This is a genomic window from Mycolicibacterium sediminis (assembly GCF_010731735.1).
Lineage (GTDB): Bacteria > Actinomycetota > Actinomycetes > Mycobacteriales > Mycobacteriaceae > Mycobacterium > Mycobacterium sediminis.
Genome location: NZ_AP022588.1, coordinates 1,535,698 through 1,549,622, shown reverse-complemented (window position 1 = coordinate 1,549,622; position 13,925 = coordinate 1,535,698). Strand labels below are relative to the sequence as shown.

At 71.8% G+C, this 13,925-nt stretch carries 14 protein-coding genes; 4 read left to right on the top strand and 10 right to left on the bottom strand.

The window, feature by feature from the left end:
* Positions 1 to 70 precede the first annotated feature (70 nt).
* The 6 genes from G6N64_RS07525 to G6N64_RS07500 are packed head-to-tail and all read right to left on the bottom strand — an operon-like array spanning position 71 to position 5,781.
* The gene (locus G6N64_RS07525) at positions 71 to 868 is read right to left on the bottom strand and encodes an ABC transporter permease (protein ID WP_163796308.1); all 798 of its coding nucleotides are present in this window, start codon (positions 866 to 868) and stop codon (positions 71 to 73) included.
* Entirely contained in the window at positions 843 to 1,754 is a 912-nt protein-coding gene (locus G6N64_RS07520) for a 2-aminoethylphosphonate ABC transporter permease subunit (RefSeq protein ID WP_409370756.1), read from the bottom strand. Before G6N64_RS07520 ends, G6N64_RS07525 begins: the two co-directional genes overlap by 26 nt.
* Complete coding sequence (locus G6N64_RS07515; protein ID WP_163796306.1) at positions 1,745 to 2,908, bottom strand: ABC transporter ATP-binding protein; 1,164 nt, start codon at positions 2,906 to 2,908, stop codon at positions 1,745 to 1,747. The genes G6N64_RS07520 and G6N64_RS07515 overlap by 10 nt, the downstream gene beginning before the upstream one ends.
* A 1-nt stretch (position 2,909) precedes the next feature.
* Positions 2,910 to 3,950 (bottom strand): 2-aminoethylphosphonate ABC transporter substrate-binding protein, encoded by a 1,041-nt coding sequence (locus G6N64_RS07510; RefSeq protein WP_163796305.1) that lies wholly within the window; start codon positions 3,948 to 3,950, stop codon positions 2,910 to 2,912.
* 2 nt (positions 3,951 to 3,952) lie between these two features.
* Positions 3,953 to 4,654 carry a phosphonatase-like hydrolase gene (locus G6N64_RS07505; protein ID WP_163796304.1) on the bottom strand — a complete coding sequence of 234 codons (702 nt, stop codon included), beginning with the start codon at positions 4,652 to 4,654 and terminating at the stop codon, positions 3,953 to 3,955.
* An 11-nt stretch (positions 4,655 to 4,665) separates the two neighbouring features.
* Positions 4,666 to 5,781: a TIGR03364 family FAD-dependent oxidoreductase gene (locus tag G6N64_RS07500; RefSeq protein ID WP_174266772.1), complete on the bottom strand. Its 1,116-nt coding sequence runs from the start codon at positions 5,779 to 5,781 to the stop codon at positions 4,666 to 4,668.
* 109 nt (positions 5,782 to 5,890) lie between these two features.
* On the opposite strand from G6N64_RS07500, the gene G6N64_RS30175 reads away from it, so the two are divergent.
* The 3 genes from G6N64_RS30175 (at position 5,891) to G6N64_RS07490 (ending at position 8,112) form a co-directional block, all read left to right on the top strand.
* Complete coding sequence (locus tag G6N64_RS30175; RefSeq protein ID WP_246231010.1) at positions 5,891 to 6,400, top strand: HD domain-containing protein; 510 nt, start codon at positions 5,891 to 5,893, stop codon at positions 6,398 to 6,400.
* Entirely contained in the window at positions 6,397 to 7,083 is a 687-nt protein-coding gene (locus G6N64_RS30170; RefSeq protein WP_246231008.1) for a GntR family transcriptional regulator, read from the top strand. The genes G6N64_RS30175 and G6N64_RS30170 overlap by 4 nt, the downstream gene beginning before the upstream one ends.
* Before the next feature lie 150 nt (positions 7,084 to 7,233).
* On the top strand, positions 7,234 to 8,112 hold the full coding sequence (locus G6N64_RS07490) for an alpha/beta hydrolase (protein ID WP_163801504.1): 879 nt from the start codon (positions 7,234 to 7,236) through the stop codon (positions 8,110 to 8,112).
* Here G6N64_RS07490 and G6N64_RS07485 read toward each other — a convergent pair.
* The 4 genes from G6N64_RS07485 to G6N64_RS07470 are packed head-to-tail and all read right to left on the bottom strand — an operon-like array spanning position 8,084 to position 12,651.
* Positions 8,084 to 9,133: an aldo/keto reductase gene (locus G6N64_RS07485; RefSeq protein ID WP_163796302.1), complete on the bottom strand. Its 1,050-nt coding sequence runs from the start codon at positions 9,131 to 9,133 to the stop codon at positions 8,084 to 8,086. The genes G6N64_RS07490 and G6N64_RS07485 overlap by 29 nt on opposite strands.
* 42 nt (positions 9,134 to 9,175) lie before the next feature.
* The gene (locus G6N64_RS07480) at positions 9,176 to 10,477 is read right to left on the bottom strand and encodes an amidohydrolase family protein (RefSeq protein ID WP_163796301.1); all 1,302 of its coding nucleotides are present in this window, start codon (positions 10,475 to 10,477) and stop codon (positions 9,176 to 9,178) included.
* Complete coding sequence (locus G6N64_RS07475) at positions 10,471 to 11,634, bottom strand: CoA transferase (protein ID WP_163796300.1); 1,164 nt, start codon at positions 11,632 to 11,634, stop codon at positions 10,471 to 10,473. The genes G6N64_RS07480 and G6N64_RS07475 overlap by 7 nt, the downstream gene beginning before the upstream one ends.
* A 33-nt stretch (positions 11,635 to 11,667) precedes the next feature.
* On the bottom strand, positions 11,668 to 12,651 hold the full coding sequence (locus G6N64_RS07470) for a MaoC family dehydratase (RefSeq protein WP_163801503.1): 984 nt from the start codon (positions 12,649 to 12,651) through the stop codon (positions 11,668 to 11,670).
* A gap of 81 nt (positions 12,652 to 12,732) precedes the next feature.
* Here G6N64_RS07470 and G6N64_RS07465 point away from each other — a divergent pair, with 81 nt between their 5' ends.
* Entirely contained in the window at positions 12,733 to 13,923 is a 1,191-nt protein-coding gene (locus tag G6N64_RS07465) for an acyl-CoA dehydrogenase family protein (RefSeq protein ID WP_163796299.1), read from the top strand.
* Positions 13,924 to 13,925: the final 2 nt, after the last annotated feature.

The window sequence follows — 13,925 nt, the reverse complement described above, 5'->3', positions numbered from 1 at the left end:
TGCGCCGACTCGGGTCCTGATCCGGCGTGTCGCCCGCAAACACGCACGCTCGCCGGAGAAGCGAGACCGGTCAGCGGAGGGCGGCGCGGCCGCGGATCCGGCCGAGCAACACCAGGGCAAGCAGCGTCACCAGCAGCAGGATGCTCGTGCATGCGGCGGCCTGCAGGGCCTGGCCTCGGTCGGTCAGTGCGAAGATGCTGACGGGCAAGGTCTTCCAGGTCGCGGGGTAGACCATCACGGTGGCGCCCAGCTCGCCCATCGACAGCGCGACCGCCAGTCCGGCCGCCGCACCCAACGCGGGCATCAGCAGCGGCAGCGTCACCTTGACCAGCACCCGCGTCGGACTCGCACCGAGCGACTCCGCGGCCTGCCGGTAGGCCGGGTCGAGCCGGTCGAGCGCCGCCGACACCGCGCTGAACGCGAACGCGAGCACCAGCACGGCGTGCGCGAGGATGACGATCCACCGCGTACCGCCGAGCAGCAGCGGCCGTTCGTTGAACGCGATGAGCAGGCCGAGGCCGATCGCCACCGACGGCACCGCGATCGGCAGGTGGAACACCGCGTCGACCACGCGAGCCAGCCACGGCGGGCACTCCCGCGCCGCGAGCGCCGCCCACGTGCCCAGCACCAGCGCCACGCCACCCGCCAGGAACGCCGTCTGCAGGCTCACCGACAGGCTCGCCAGGTTCTCTCCCGAGAGCGCGTCGCCAACGTGATCGAAGCCGAGATCCGACGGCAGCGGTCCCGTCCACGACCCGGCGAGTCCGGCGGCGACCACGGTGCCCAGCGGCGCGATGAACACGACGAGCACCACCAGACCGAAGACCGCGAGCAGCACAGCCCTACTTCGGCGGGTCCACAACAGCATCGGTCTCACCCCTCCCCGTCATCAGGCGTGCGAAGACCACCCGGTAGAGCGTGTACAGCGTCAGCGACAGCGCGATCTGCACGGTGGCGATCACCGCGGCGCCCGGCAGGTCGAACGTCACGATGCCGCGCGTATAGATCAGCACCGGCAGCGTGGTCACGCCCTTCGCGCCGGTGAATAGCACGATGCCGAACTCGTTGAGCGTCAACAGCAGAACGAGGCTGCCACCCGCCACCAGTGCGGGCCACGCCTCTGGCAGCACCACCGTCCGCAGCACCCGCAGCGGTGACGCCCCCAGGCTGGCCGCCACGTCGAGCTGCGCCCGCGGCAGCGTCGAGAACGAGGCCAGCAGCGGGCGGATGACGAACGGCGTGAAGAACGTGATCTCGGCGGCGATGACACCCGCCGGCGTGTAGAGGAAGTTCAGGAGCGGCGACGCGTCGCCCGTCAGCCCCGCGAGCGCCGCGTTCACCGCGCCCGCGGTGCCGTAGAGGAACGTGAACGCCAGCGTGATCAGGAACGACGGCAGCGCCAGCACGGTATCGATGAGCCGTCCCACCACCTGTGAGCCGGGGAACGGCACGAAGGCCAGCACGATCGCCAGGAAGGTACCGAGCACCAGGCAGCCGACCGTCGACGTCGCCGCAATGGCGATCGTGCGCCACAACGCATCCCGGAATGCCTCCGACCCGAGCACGCCGCCCCACGTCGACGATCCCGTCGCTCCGCCGAACGACTCGAGGCACACCCTGACGAGCGGGTACAGCACCGCTGCCAGCACGACGAGCAGCGGCGGCACCGCCCACCACACGGCCCGCGACCGCGGCGGATCGGTCCGCCGCGCGGTGGCCTCGGGTGCCGGTGCGTCGAGGACCGTCACGGCGATGCGACCAGCACGCCGGCCGGCTCGGGGAACCGGACCCCGACCTCGGTGCCGATCTCGAACCGGGCATTGCCGGGGACGTCGACGTCGAGCAGCTGGTCGGGCATGCCGCCGACCGACAGCACCAGCCTGGTGGTCGCGCCGCGCCACGCCGCTGCGGTCACGTTGGCGCGCAACGCGTCCCGGTCGCCCAGCGACACGATGCGCAGAGCGTGCGGGCGGACGCAAAGCAGCGCTCTGGAGCCGGGCGCCCAGTCCACGCGGCCCACCGCCGGCTGCGGAGCCTCGGTGTTGGCGGTCTTGTGGGCGAAGGTGACCAGCGCCGAGGTGCCGATCACCCGGCCCACGGTGCAGGGAATGAGGTTGGCGCCGCCGAGGAATGCGGCGGTGAAGCTCGTCGGCGGCCGCTTCCACAGATTGTCGGCGGTGTCGACGTCCATCAGGCGAGCGTCGTTCATCACCACGATGCGGTCGGCCAGGGCGAGCGCCTCCGATTGATCGTGGGTGACGTAGAGCATGGCGGTGTCCGGCAGCGCCTCCTTCAGCCGCTGCAGCTCGGCCAGCATCGACTGTCGCAGTTGGGCGTCGAGTGCGGCGAGTGGCTCGTCGAGGAGCAGGACCTTCGGCCGGATCGCCAGCGCGCGGGCGATCGCGACGCGCTGCTGCTGGCCGCCGGAGAGTTCGCGCGGCAGGCGGCCTGCATAGGCGGACATGCCGACCATGTCGAGGGCCTCGGCGACCCTGCCGGCGACCTGCGCCCGTGGCACCCGCTGCGATCTCAAGCCGAAGGCAACGTTGTCGGTTACCCGCATGTGCGGGAACAGGGCGTAGGACTGCAGGACCACGCCGATGCCCCGCTTGGCCGGCGGCAGGTCGGTGACGTCGCGACCGGCCAGTCGCACCCAGCCCGACGTCGGTCGCACGAACCCCGCCAACGCGTTCAGCGCCGTCGACTTGCCCGATCCACTGGGACCGAGCAGCGCCACCGTCTCCCCCGCCGCCACGCGGAGGTTGAAGTCGACCAGCGCCGCGGTCGCCTTCCTACCCCGCCCGTAGCTCACCCCGACGCGGTCGAAGACGATTGCAGGCGAATCTTTTTCGAGTGCTGTGGTCGTCGACGGCGCGGCGGTCGTCCGCCCGAGCCCGATGTCGGTCACGTCAGCTACCGGTCGCCTTCTGGTACGCCGCCAGGTCGGCGTCGAGGTCGGCCAGGACGGAGTTCCAGTCCGGCACCATGACGTCGACGCCGGCGAGGACGCCGGACGGGGTGTTCGGCTCGGCGGCTCCCGACGACTCGGTCAGGGACGTCAGTACCGGGATGCCGAGGGCATCGGTCGCGACGGTCTTCTGGACGTCCTCGGAGATCAGGTACGCCAGTAGCTTCTTCGCGCCGTCGGCATGCGGTGCGCCCTTGGTCACGCCTGCCACGTAGGGCAGCGAGACGGTCGTCTTCTTGCCGCTCGCGTCGGCCGGGATGAAGATCCGGAACGTCGAGCCGTCGTCCTTGATGGAGCCGAGGTTCATCTGCACGTCCCCGTTGGCGACCAGCAGCTCGCCATTGCTCACCTTGGGCTGGAGCTTGCCGGTCGACGACGACGGGCCGACGTTGTTGGCCTGCAGCTTCGTCAGGTAGTCCAGCGCGCCAGGCTTGCCCATCAGCTGCTGCAGCAGGATCAGCACCGCCGTGCCGTCGCCGGCCTGACCGGGCGTGGAGTACTGCAGCTTGCCCTTGAACTCGGGCTTCAGCAGGTCGTCCCAGGTCGCGGGCTGCGGGTTGGCGCCGGGGTTGGCGATGAAGCTCAGCGCGTTGTTGACGATCGGGACGTAGCTGGCGTCGGGACCCACCTGGTCGCTGGGGATCCCGCTGGCGTCGACGCCACTGGGCTGCAACAGGTTCGACTCGGCGGCCTTCTGAATGAACGGAGGCAGCGTCACCAGCAGGTCGGCCTGCGGGTTGGACTGCTCCTTCTCGACCCGCGACACCACCTCGCCGGAGCCGGCCTCGACGATGTTCACGTTGATGCCGGTGTCGTCGGTGAACTGCTTGAACCGCCCCTCGTACCAGGTCGCGAGGCCGTCGGCGCTGTAGACGGTGATCGTCTCACCGCCGCCGGAGCCCGACGAGCCGGTGCCGCCGCACGCGGTCATGGTGAGCGCGAGGAGAGCGGCGAGGCCCGCCCGCAGCAGTGGTCTCGTCATGGTCAGCCCTTCGCGGTGCGGTTGGAGGTGATGATCAGGTCGGCGAACTCGGCAACGTCGGCGACGACATGGGTCGCGTGGGCGGCCCACAGCCGGTCGGCATCGTGGGCGCCGGTGAGAGTGCCTGCGGCGACGGCACATCCGGCACGGAGTGCGCTCTCGACGTCACTCGAGGTGTCGCCGAGGGCGGCAACTGAGGTGACCGCGTCGGCCTCCAGCCGGATCAGCGCGGTGAGGATCAGGTCCGGGTACGGGCGGCCGCGGACGCCGTTCCCGGGGGCCAGGACGAGGTCCGGCAGCGTCTGCCATCCGAGCGCGGCGAGCAGTTTCTCCTGCGTCGTGCCACTGAAGCCGGTGGTCAGTGCGACCTTCACCCCGGCGTCCCGCAGCAGCGTGATCGCCTCTGCCGCGCCGTCGATCGGCCGTGCACCGCCCTCGTCGATGGCCCGCTCGTATGCGCCCTCGAACTCGGCGTTGGCGCGCTGGGCGCGGTCCTCGTCGCCGAACAGCCCACGGAACACCACGATCTTGGACTGACCCATGGTGTCGAGCACGTACTGGCGTGCGCGGTCGCGCTCCGGTCCGTCGGTGGGCAGACCCACCGCGGTGGCGGCGGCGTCGAACGCGCTGACCACCAGCCCGTCGTCGGCGACGGTGGTGCCGGCCATGTCGATGACGGCGAGTTGAATCTCGTTGTCGGGCATGTCAGTTCCTCTCAGAGTTCAAGCAGATCGGCGGTCTGTTCGGCGATGACGGGGCCCAGCGTCATGCCACGACCACCCGGGCCGGTGACCACCCATACGCCGTCGTCGGCCATGACGCGGCAGACCAGCTCACCGGGCTCGATGCACTGGCTGTAGACGCCCGCCCACCGTTGCCGGATCGTGGGCAGCGGCCGGCCGAGGAACTCCTCGACGACGCCGGTCAGGTAGGCGTACGGCGACTCGTGGACGTCGAAGTCGAACGGCTCGTCGTAGGCATGGGTGTCGCCGATCGTGAGACCGCCGTGCGCGCGCTGCACGCACAGCAGTTGCATCCGGCGTTCGGCGGCGACGTCGTCCTGCGGTTCGGCGTCGCGGAGGGCAGTCAGCGCGTCGCCGGCGAAACCCGGGTAGTAGCGGAAGCTGTCGCCGTCGGCGATCGACGTTGTGAGCGTTTCACCGAGCGGTTCGGTCTGCATCATCTGCAGCCGCACGCGTCGCACCGGCAGGTCGCCCGCGATCTCCCGGGTGAGGCCACCGTGGGCTGCGCCGGGGCACACGATCACGAGGTCGGCGTCGTACCGGCGGCCGCGGTCGTCGACGACGGTCCGCCCGGACACCGAGCGCGCCTCCGTGCCGGGCACCCACTGGTAGCGACCCGACGCTTGGAGGTGGCTGCGGATGGCGGGCAGGGCCTGGCGGGACTCGACGGCCGCATCGGTCGAACAGTGCAGTGCGCCAATGAACTTGCCGCGCAGGGCCGGGTTGATCTCGCGTACCCGATCCGCGTCGACGAACTGGAAACCCCGGGCAGCGGCGTCGGACCGCGTGGCGGCCTCCTCGGCGACGGCGACTTCTCGCGGGGTCCGCAGCAGGGTCAGCGACCCGACGGGCCGGAACCCGACGCCCGGGACGTCGGCACCGATCCGCTCCCACAGCTCGCGGGACCGCAGCGCGGCCTCCAGTTCGACGGCCGAGCGGCCGGAGACCCACACCAGTCCGAAGTTGCGCACCGTGGCGCCGCGCGCCTCGACCTCGCGTTCGAGGTGGGTGACGTGGTGGCCGCGTCGAACGGCCTCCAGCGCATGGGCGGTGCCGAGGATGCCGCCGCCGATGATGGTCATACGCATGGGAACAGACCTTTCAAGGTGTGGACGTCGCCGCACCGACCTCCGGATGGTCGGGGGCGGAACAACAGGTTAACAATTGGTATAGACCAATTGGGGTTACACTCGACGCATGCACCAGCTGGCCGAGACCGCCACCGTCCTGCGTTCGCTGCGTGGCGTGTGGGACGAGGAGGCCGTCGACGAACTCGACCACGCGCTGCAGTCCGCGGCGCGGGCCGTCGACGACGGCGCCGACGACGAACTGGTCCTCGCCGCTGCCCTACACGACGTCGCACACAGCCCGCTGCTCGGGCCGTCGACGGCGCACGACGCGGCCGCCCGGAAGTGGTTGCGACCACGCTTCGGCGAGCGCGTCGCGTGGCTGGCAGGCGCCCACGTCGCCGCCAAGCGTTACCTGACCGCCACCGAACCTGGTTATGCGGCAGCACTTTCCGAGACGTCGGTCGCCTCGCTGCAGGCGCAGGGTGGCGCGGGCGTCGACGCGGCGTGGACCGAGCACCCGTGGTGGCCGGACGCCCTGCGGCTGCGCCGCTACGACGACGCGGCGAAGGATCCGGCCGCGCGCGGACTGACGGTGGCCCAGGTGCTGTCAATCGCCGAACGGGTGGCCGCGCGGTGAGCAAGCCGCACCAGATCCGCACGGCGCTCGACGAACTGCTCGACGGGCTCGTCGAGGGCGATCCGTTCCCGCCCGAGCGGGAACTCGCGACGAGGTTCGGCGTGGCCCGCGAGACCCTGCGCCAGGCGCTGCACGAACTGCTCGTCGAGGGCCGCATCGAGCGGCGCGGCCGCGGCACCGTCGTCGCGAAGTCAAAACTGGTGCAACCGCTTTCGCTGAGTTCCTACACCGAGGGCGCGCTGCGGATGGGTCGTAAGCCCGGCCGCATCCTGGTGACGTGGGACGACGTGCCCGCCACCGCCGAACTGGCCGACGCCCTCGACGTGACGGAGGGCGTCGCGGTGATGCGCCTCGAGCGCATCCTGCTCGCCGACGGTCAGCGCATCGGACTGGAGAGCACCCACCTGCCGAGCCACCGCTTCGGCACGTTCCGCAAGACGTTCGACCCCACCACCTCGCTGTACGCGGCGATTCGGGCGACCGGCGTGACGTTCGGGTCGGCTGTCGAGCGCATCGAGACGGTGCTGGCGGCTCCGCGAGAGGCCGGGCTGCTCGAGTCGACGACGGCGATGCCGATGCTGCGGTTGCACCGACGCTCGCTGGACACCGACGGGACGCCGATCGAGGTGGTGCATGCGCTGTACCGCGGGGATCGGGTCGCGTTCGAGGCGCGGCTCACCTGAGCGCGAGCGTGCGCAAACTCAGGTCTGGGGTCGGCGTGTCGCCCGCAGACACTGGAGCCGCTTGCGGAACGCTCGCCGAAGGGGCCAACCACGCACGGGGCCGGCAGTAGGGTCGAGCGCGTGGACGACTTTCACCCCGAACTGCGTCGCATGGCCCGCCGGCTGCCCCGCACGGTGATCACCAAGCGGTCGCTGCCCGTGCTCCGCACACTGTCGAAGGCCATGGACCGCAAGGCGGCACCCACGGACGTCGAGGTGCTGACCCTGTCGTCGGGCGTCGGCGTCCGGCTGCACCGTCCCGCCGGGGCCACCGCGCCCGGCCCCGCCGTGCTGTGGATCCACGGCGGCGGCTACGTCATCGGCAGCCCGAGCCAGGACGACGCCGGCTGCCGCAAGCTCGCCGACCAGCTCGGCGTCACCGTCGCCGCGGTGAAGTACCGACTGGCGCCGGAGAACCCGTACCCGGCGGCGCTCGACGACTGCCACGACGCGCTCGTCTGGCTGGCGGGGCTACCGGCCGTCGACCCGTCGCGGGTCGCCATCGCCGGTGCCAGCGCGGGCGGCGGGCTCGCGGCGGCGCTCGCGCTGGCGGCGCGGGACCGCGGCCGGGTCGACGTGGCGGCGCAGGTGCTCGTGTACCCGATGCTCGACGACCGGTCGGCGCGCCAGGCCGGCCTCGACAGCGCGAACCACCGGTTGTGGACGCAGGCGTCGAACGTGTTCGGGTGGGCGAGCTACCTCGGCGGCGCCGACCCCGAGTCGGCCGTACCCGGGCGGCGCACCGATCTGGCCGGGTTGCCGCCGGCGTGGATCGGTGTCGGCTCGCTCGACCTGTTCCACGACGAGGACCTCGCCTATGCCGATCGTCTCCGGGAGGCCGGCGTGCCGTGCGACGTCGAGGTCGTTCGGGGCGCGTTCCACGGCTTCGACGGGTTGGCGCCGAAAGCCGCCGTCGCGCAGTCGTTCTTCGCCGACCAGGTCGACTTCCTGCGCCGCAACCTCACGCAGACGGAATCCGCGGAGGCCTGAACTCGCCGCCGCCGCGCGTCGCCGTCAGCTGCTCGGAGATCTGCTGGTGCGGCTGGCCCAGCGAGATGCGACTGACCTCGTCGAGTCGCCCGTAGTGGTCGCCGAGGTCGAGGTTCAGGGCGGCGAGGTACTCGTCGAGCTGCTCGACCGTGCGCGGCCCGATGATCGGCACGACTCCCGTCGGGGAGCGACGGCCACGCTCCAGCAGCCACGCCACCGCGACCCGGCCGGGCGGCACGTCCAGTTCGGCGGCCACCGCGAGCACCTCGTCCACGGTCGCCGTCTTCACCGGTCCGTCCTCGCTGTGCACCACCTTGTTCCACTCCGTCAGCCGGCCGGACGCGCCGTCGCGGTACTTCCCGGTCAGCAGGCCACCGCCCAGCGGCGACCACAGCGCGGCGCCCAGGCCGAGCGACTCCACCATCGGCAGGACGTCGCGGTCCGCGGTCCGCTCGACGAGGCTGTACTCGAACTGCACGGCGGAGATCGGCGACCAACCCCGGACCTCCGCGAGCGTCACGCCGCGCGCGGTGAGCCACGCCGGGAAGTTCGACAGCCCGGCGTAGAGCACCTTGCCGGAGGAGACGAGGTCATGGAACGCCCGCACGATCTCGTCGACGGGGGTGACGAAGTCGGGCCAGTGCACCCACAGCAGGTCGATGTAGTCGGTGTCCAGGCGGCGCAGGCTGTGCTCGACGGACCGGAACATGGCACGCCTGCCGTTGCCCGTCTGCAGCGCGCCGCTGCCTTCCTTGGTGCCGCCGACCGCGAACTTGGTGGCGAGGGTGACGTCCTCGCGACGGCCCGCGAGGATCCGGCCGAGGAACTCCTCGGACTGGCCCACCTGATAGGTCGCGGCGGTGTCGATGAAGGTGCCACCCGCCTCGGCGAACCGGTCGACGATCGCGCGTGACGTGTCGAGGTCGGCGCCGTAGCCCCATCCCGTGCCGAAGTTCCCAGCGCCAAGCGCCAGCTCGGAGACTCGTAAGCCGTTGTTACGGCCGAACGTGAAGTGCTTCATGGGAGCACCAAGTCCGAGACTGCTGGGTTCATTCCCTCGAACTCAGACGTGGTGGACGACGTGGCCGTCGATCACGGTGGCCACCACGCGGTCGGCGCGGAGGTCGGCCAGCAGGTCGTCGGCCGTCCCCTCCACCAGGACCAGGTCACCGGGATGACCGGGGGTGACCAGTCGCGGCACCGTCGGCCGCTCGGCCTCGCCGAGGAACATGGTGAGGGCGTCGAGCGGCGACACCGCCTCGGACGCCCCGAGCACCGCGCCCGACGCCGTCGTCCGGTGCACCGCGGCGCGCATCGCGGCCCACGGGTCCGCGTCGCCGAAGGGCATGTCGGTGGACAGCACGACGGGGACGTCGGCGGCGATCAACGAACTCACCCGCCACAGGTCGTCCTGCTCGCCCTCGGGGACGTCGGCGAGGTACTGGTCGCCGCGTTCGCACACGAAGTTGGGCTGCGTGGCGACGACGACGCCCAGCTCGGCCAGGTCCGCGAGGCAGTCGTCGGGCACGACGGCGGCGTGCTCGATGCGGTCACCGGGGACGCTGCCCGCCGCGCGCAGCGCCGCGATCGTCACGACGAGCTGGGCGGCGGTGACGCAGTGGACGGCGACGTGACCGTCGTCGTCGTGACGCCGCCCGATCCACGCCGTCAGATCCGCGAGGTCGAGGTCGTCGTCGTGCAGGATGCGCTTGCCGGGCGCGAGGGAGTGCACCCGCTGCAGCAGCTCGCCGTGCCGATGGGCCTCGGCAAACGCGACGACGTCCGCGATGCCGAGGTCGGGCGTCGCGTCCGTGACCCCGGTGACGCCGTACGCCGCGAGCCTGCGGCTGATCTCGGCGAGGCCGACCTCCCTGCGCGCCAACGCACCCGACCAGCCGCTGTCCGCACTGCGCAGCCGGCCGTCGGGATGGTCGGGCAGGCCGACGCGCTCGAGGCCGACGGTGTTCAGCGTCCACAGCACGCCGCTGCGGTGCTGGACGCGCACCGGCACCGGCGGCGACACGGCGTCGAGCGTCTCGCGGTCCAGCGGGCCGGCCACCGCGTCGTGATATGCGACGGCCCGGATCCAGCCGTCCTCGCCGACCGGCGCCGCGGCGAGCACCCGGGCGAGATCGTCGCGGCCGGCGGCGTCGCGGGGTCCCACGCGGACCGACGTCAGCGCCGCCGCCGCGGAGTGCAGGTGGACGTGATGGTCGTGCAGGCCCGGGAGCAGGGTGCGATGGGCGGCGTCGAGGACGTCCTCGTGCGGGCCGGGGGTCAGGCCCGTCCCCAGCTCGACGATCCGGTGTTCGACGCGGACGTCGCAGAGCCGGCCGTCGAGCAGCCGTGCCCGCTGGATCAGCACGGGGCCGGGCTCCTCTCGTCGAGCAGCCGGACCACCCGCGCGTGGTCGGCGTCGAGTGCGGCGGCGGGCGGCGTCGGGCGCGGCGCGACGGGCGCGAGGACCGGACCCGTGCCGTCGGTCAGTGGCAGGGCGGCGTACGTCGCGGCCACGTCGGCCATCGCCACGCGGACCTCCTCCCCGCCGCCGCGGTGCAGCGCCTCGACGACCGCCAGCGCGGCGTGCAGCCCGGTCAGCGGGTCGGCGATCGCGTCGCCGCAGAACACCGGACCGCGCCCGACGAGGCCGCCAGCGACGGCAGCGTCGTCCCCGAAGGCGACGCGTCGGAGTTCGTCCCGGTACCCCGTGATGCCGAGCCACACCCGGCCGCCGCGGCCCGTGACGTCCGCCGGTCCGAGGCCTCGACGGCGCAGACCCGCGGGACGCGACGACTCGACGACGACGTCGGCCGCCTCCAGCAGGATACGCAGCCCTTCGTCGTCGAAACTGGTTGCATAGCTGAGCTTTCCGCCGTTCACCCAGTCGAAGAAGGCCGACGGTCCGGCGCGGGTACCGTCCGGCCGGGACGGACTCTCGACCTTGACGACGGTCGCGCCCGCTCGTCTCAGCAGCTGGGCGCACGACGGGCCCGCCCACATCGACGACAGGTCGACCACGAGCAGACCGGCCGGCGTGCGCGGCGCGGTCGCGGTGCCGATCCGGCGCACCACCGGCGCCGCGGGCGTCGCCTCACCGAGTACCGCCGCGGGCAGGTCGAGCAGTCGCGCCCGTTCGACGACGTCGGCGGGAGTGCGACCGCGGGCCCACCGGCGCACCGCCGCCCACGGGTCGTCGACCGAGTCCTCCTCGACCAGCGCAGGCACCAGGTGGACGTCGTCGGTGCGGGACAGCGTCAGCGCGAACCAGCCGTCGGACGCGGGCAGGAGTCGGGTCGCGCCACCGGCGGAGGTCCGGCCGCGGCGGGTGAGGCCGAGAAGTGCCGCGCGGCCCGCCAGGAGTTCGGCGGCGTCCACGTCGACCCCGGTCAGCGCGGTGAACCTCGCGGCGGTCGACCGTGCTTCGGTCAGGACGGCGGCACGGCTGAAGTCTCCGAGCCCGTCGGCGGGGCCGGTGAGGCACGCCAGCCCGCTCGCGCCCCACGCATCGGCGTCGTCGTCCACCCGGCCATCATCCCCTCGGCCGGGCCCCCGAGGCTAGAACTGCAGGGCGGTGAATCTCCAGTCGAGCACCGGCCGGTCCGGCTCGCCCGCGCCGTCCGCGTGCACCAGGGATCGCAGGCTCAGCACGCCACCGCGGCCGTCCGGCAGCGGCCGGGCCGCCTCGACGTGGATCTCGCTGACGAGGGTGTCGCCCTCGTACACCGGGCCGGTGTGGTCGCACGACTGCCACCCCAGCACCGTCACCAGGTCGGGCAACGCCCTCGTCACCTGCGCCAGGGCCAGCCCGATGGTGTGGCCGCCGTAGACGAGCCGCCGCCCGCTGATCCGTGAATCATGATGGATGGCAGCGAGATTGAGAGTCAGTCGAGCCAGCTCCGGGGCACTGCTCACCACGTCGGCCGTCCCCGTCAGCACCGAACCGACCAGGTCGGGCTCGAAGCCCGAACCCGGGACGCGGACGCGGTAGGCCGCGGCGTCCCAGTCGGCGGTCGGATCGGGTGGCGCGGGGGCGTCCGCACCGATCGCGGACAGGTCGTCGGCGTGGCCGGTGTCGCCCGCACCGGGACTCAGCGGCAGCATCGCGCAGCGATGGAAGTCGAGGACCAACCGGTCGGCCTGGTCGATGGTCGTCATCCGCAGCGCAGCCATCCCGGTGGCCGCGCGGCCCGCCTTCGCCGAGTTCTGCCGCAGCCCAACGACTTCGGTGCGGGTGTAGAGGGTGTCGCCGAGGACGGGGAACCGGTGGAAGTCCAGACCGCGGTAGAACAGGTTGGCCTTGACCCGCTGCGTCGCGAGCGTCGACTGACCGATCGCCACGTCCGTGACGTAGCCGGGGTGGGCGAGCACCGCCGGCGCACCCGTGACGGCGTGGGTGAGCGTCGCGTCGAGCGGCAGTCGCAGCCGGTCGCCGATGATCGACTGGTGGACCGCGGCCGCGCCGTGGCCGAGCGTCACGGCGGGCGCGGCGTCGAACACCATCCCGACGTCCAGGTCGTCGAAGAACGGGCCGCCGTGCATTTGGCCGGACAAAGTCACGGGAAGTCATGCTGGCAGCGTCCTGATCGGCGTGTCAAGATGGGTTCCGATATGGCCGTACATATGAGTGCTCACGACCTGGACGCCGACGAAGCCATGCTGGTCGACACCGTCCGCGCCTTCGTCGACCGCGACGTGAAGCCGACCGTGCGCGACGTCGAGCACGCCAACGCCTACCCCGAGGCGTGGATCGAGCAGATGAAGCAGCTCGGGATCTACGGCCTCGCCGTGCCCGAGGACTTCGGCGGCACGCCCGTGTCCACCCGCTGCTACGTGCTGGTGACCCAGGAACTGGCCCGGGGCTGGATGAGCCTGGCCGGGGCGATGGGCGGACACACCGTCGTCGCCAAGCTCCTCGATCTGTTCGGCACCGACGAGCAGAAGCGGCGCTACCTGCCGCTGATGGCCACCGGCGAACTGCGCGCGACGATGGCGCTCACCGAACCGGGCGGCGGCTCCGACCTGCAGGCCATGACGACCGTGGCACGTCGCGACGGTGACGACCTGGTGATCAGCGGAGCCAAGACGTGGATCTCGAACGCCCGTCGCTCCGGCCTGATCGCGCTGCTGTGCAAGACCGATCCGGCCGCGACGCCCAAGCACCGGGGCATGTCGATCGTGCTAGCCGAGCACGGAGAGGCCGCCCCGGGCCTCGACCTCCGGTCGAGCGACGGCCTGACGGTCTCACGCGACCTGCCCAAGCTCGGGTACAAGGGCGTCGAGTCGTGCGAGCTGTCGTTCGACGGCTACCGCGTGCCCACCTCGGCCGTCCTGGGAGATGTTCCCGGACATGGCTTCTCGCAGATGATGAAGGGGCTCGAGACCGGCCGCATCCAGGTCGCGGCGCGGGCGCTCGGCGTGGCCACCGCGGCACTCGAGGACGCGCTTGCCTACGCGCAGGAGCGGGAGAGCTTCGGCCAGCCCATCTGGAAGCACCAGGCCGTCGGGCACTACCTCGCCGACATGGCGACCAAGCTGACCGCCGCCCGCCAGCTGACCTTCCACGCCGCCGACCGCTACGACGGCGGCGAGCGCGCCGACATGGAGGCGGGCATGGCGAAGCTGTTCGCCTCCGAGACCGCGATGGAGATCGCGTTGAACGCGGTCCGCATCCACGGCGGCTACGGCTACTCTACCGAGTACGACGTCGAGCGGTACTTCCGCGACGCACCGCTGATGATCGTCGGTGAGGGCACCAACGAGATCCAGCGCAACGTCATCGCCGCACAGCTGGTCGCACGCGGCGGGATCTGAGC

Excerpts from the sequence above, each read along its gene's own strand:
- G6N64_RS07500 (WP_174266772.1), bottom strand. The coding sequence starts at position 5,781 with ATGCGTATGACCATCATCGGCGGCGGCATCCTCGGCACCGCCCATGCG.
- G6N64_RS07525 (WP_163796308.1), bottom strand. The coding sequence starts at position 868 with ATGCTGTTGTGGACCCGCCGAAGTAGGGCTGTGCTGCTCGCGGTCTTC.
- G6N64_RS07485 (WP_163796302.1), bottom strand. The coding sequence starts at position 9,133 with ATGAAGCACTTCACGTTCGGCCGTAACAACGGCTTACGAGTCTCCGAG.
- G6N64_RS07505 (WP_163796304.1), bottom strand. The coding sequence starts at position 4,654 with ATGCCCGACAACGAGATTCAACTCGCCGTCATCGACATGGCCGGCACC.
- G6N64_RS07465 (WP_163796299.1), top strand. The coding sequence starts at position 12,733 with ATGAGTGCTCACGACCTGGACGCCGACGAAGCCATGCTGGTCGACACC.
- G6N64_RS07510 (WP_163796305.1), bottom strand. The coding sequence starts at position 3,950 with ATGACGAGACCACTGCTGCGGGCGGGCCTCGCCGCTCTCCTCGCGCTC.
- G6N64_RS07470 (WP_163801503.1), bottom strand. The coding sequence starts at position 12,651 with ATGCACGGCGGCCCGTTCTTCGACGACCTGGACGTCGGGATGGTGTTC.
- G6N64_RS07490 (WP_163801504.1), top strand. The coding sequence starts at position 7,234 with ATGGCCCGCCGGCTGCCCCGCACGGTGATCACCAAGCGGTCGCTGCCC.
- G6N64_RS30175 (WP_246231010.1), top strand. The coding sequence starts at position 5,891 with ATGCACCAGCTGGCCGAGACCGCCACCGTCCTGCGTTCGCTGCGTGGC.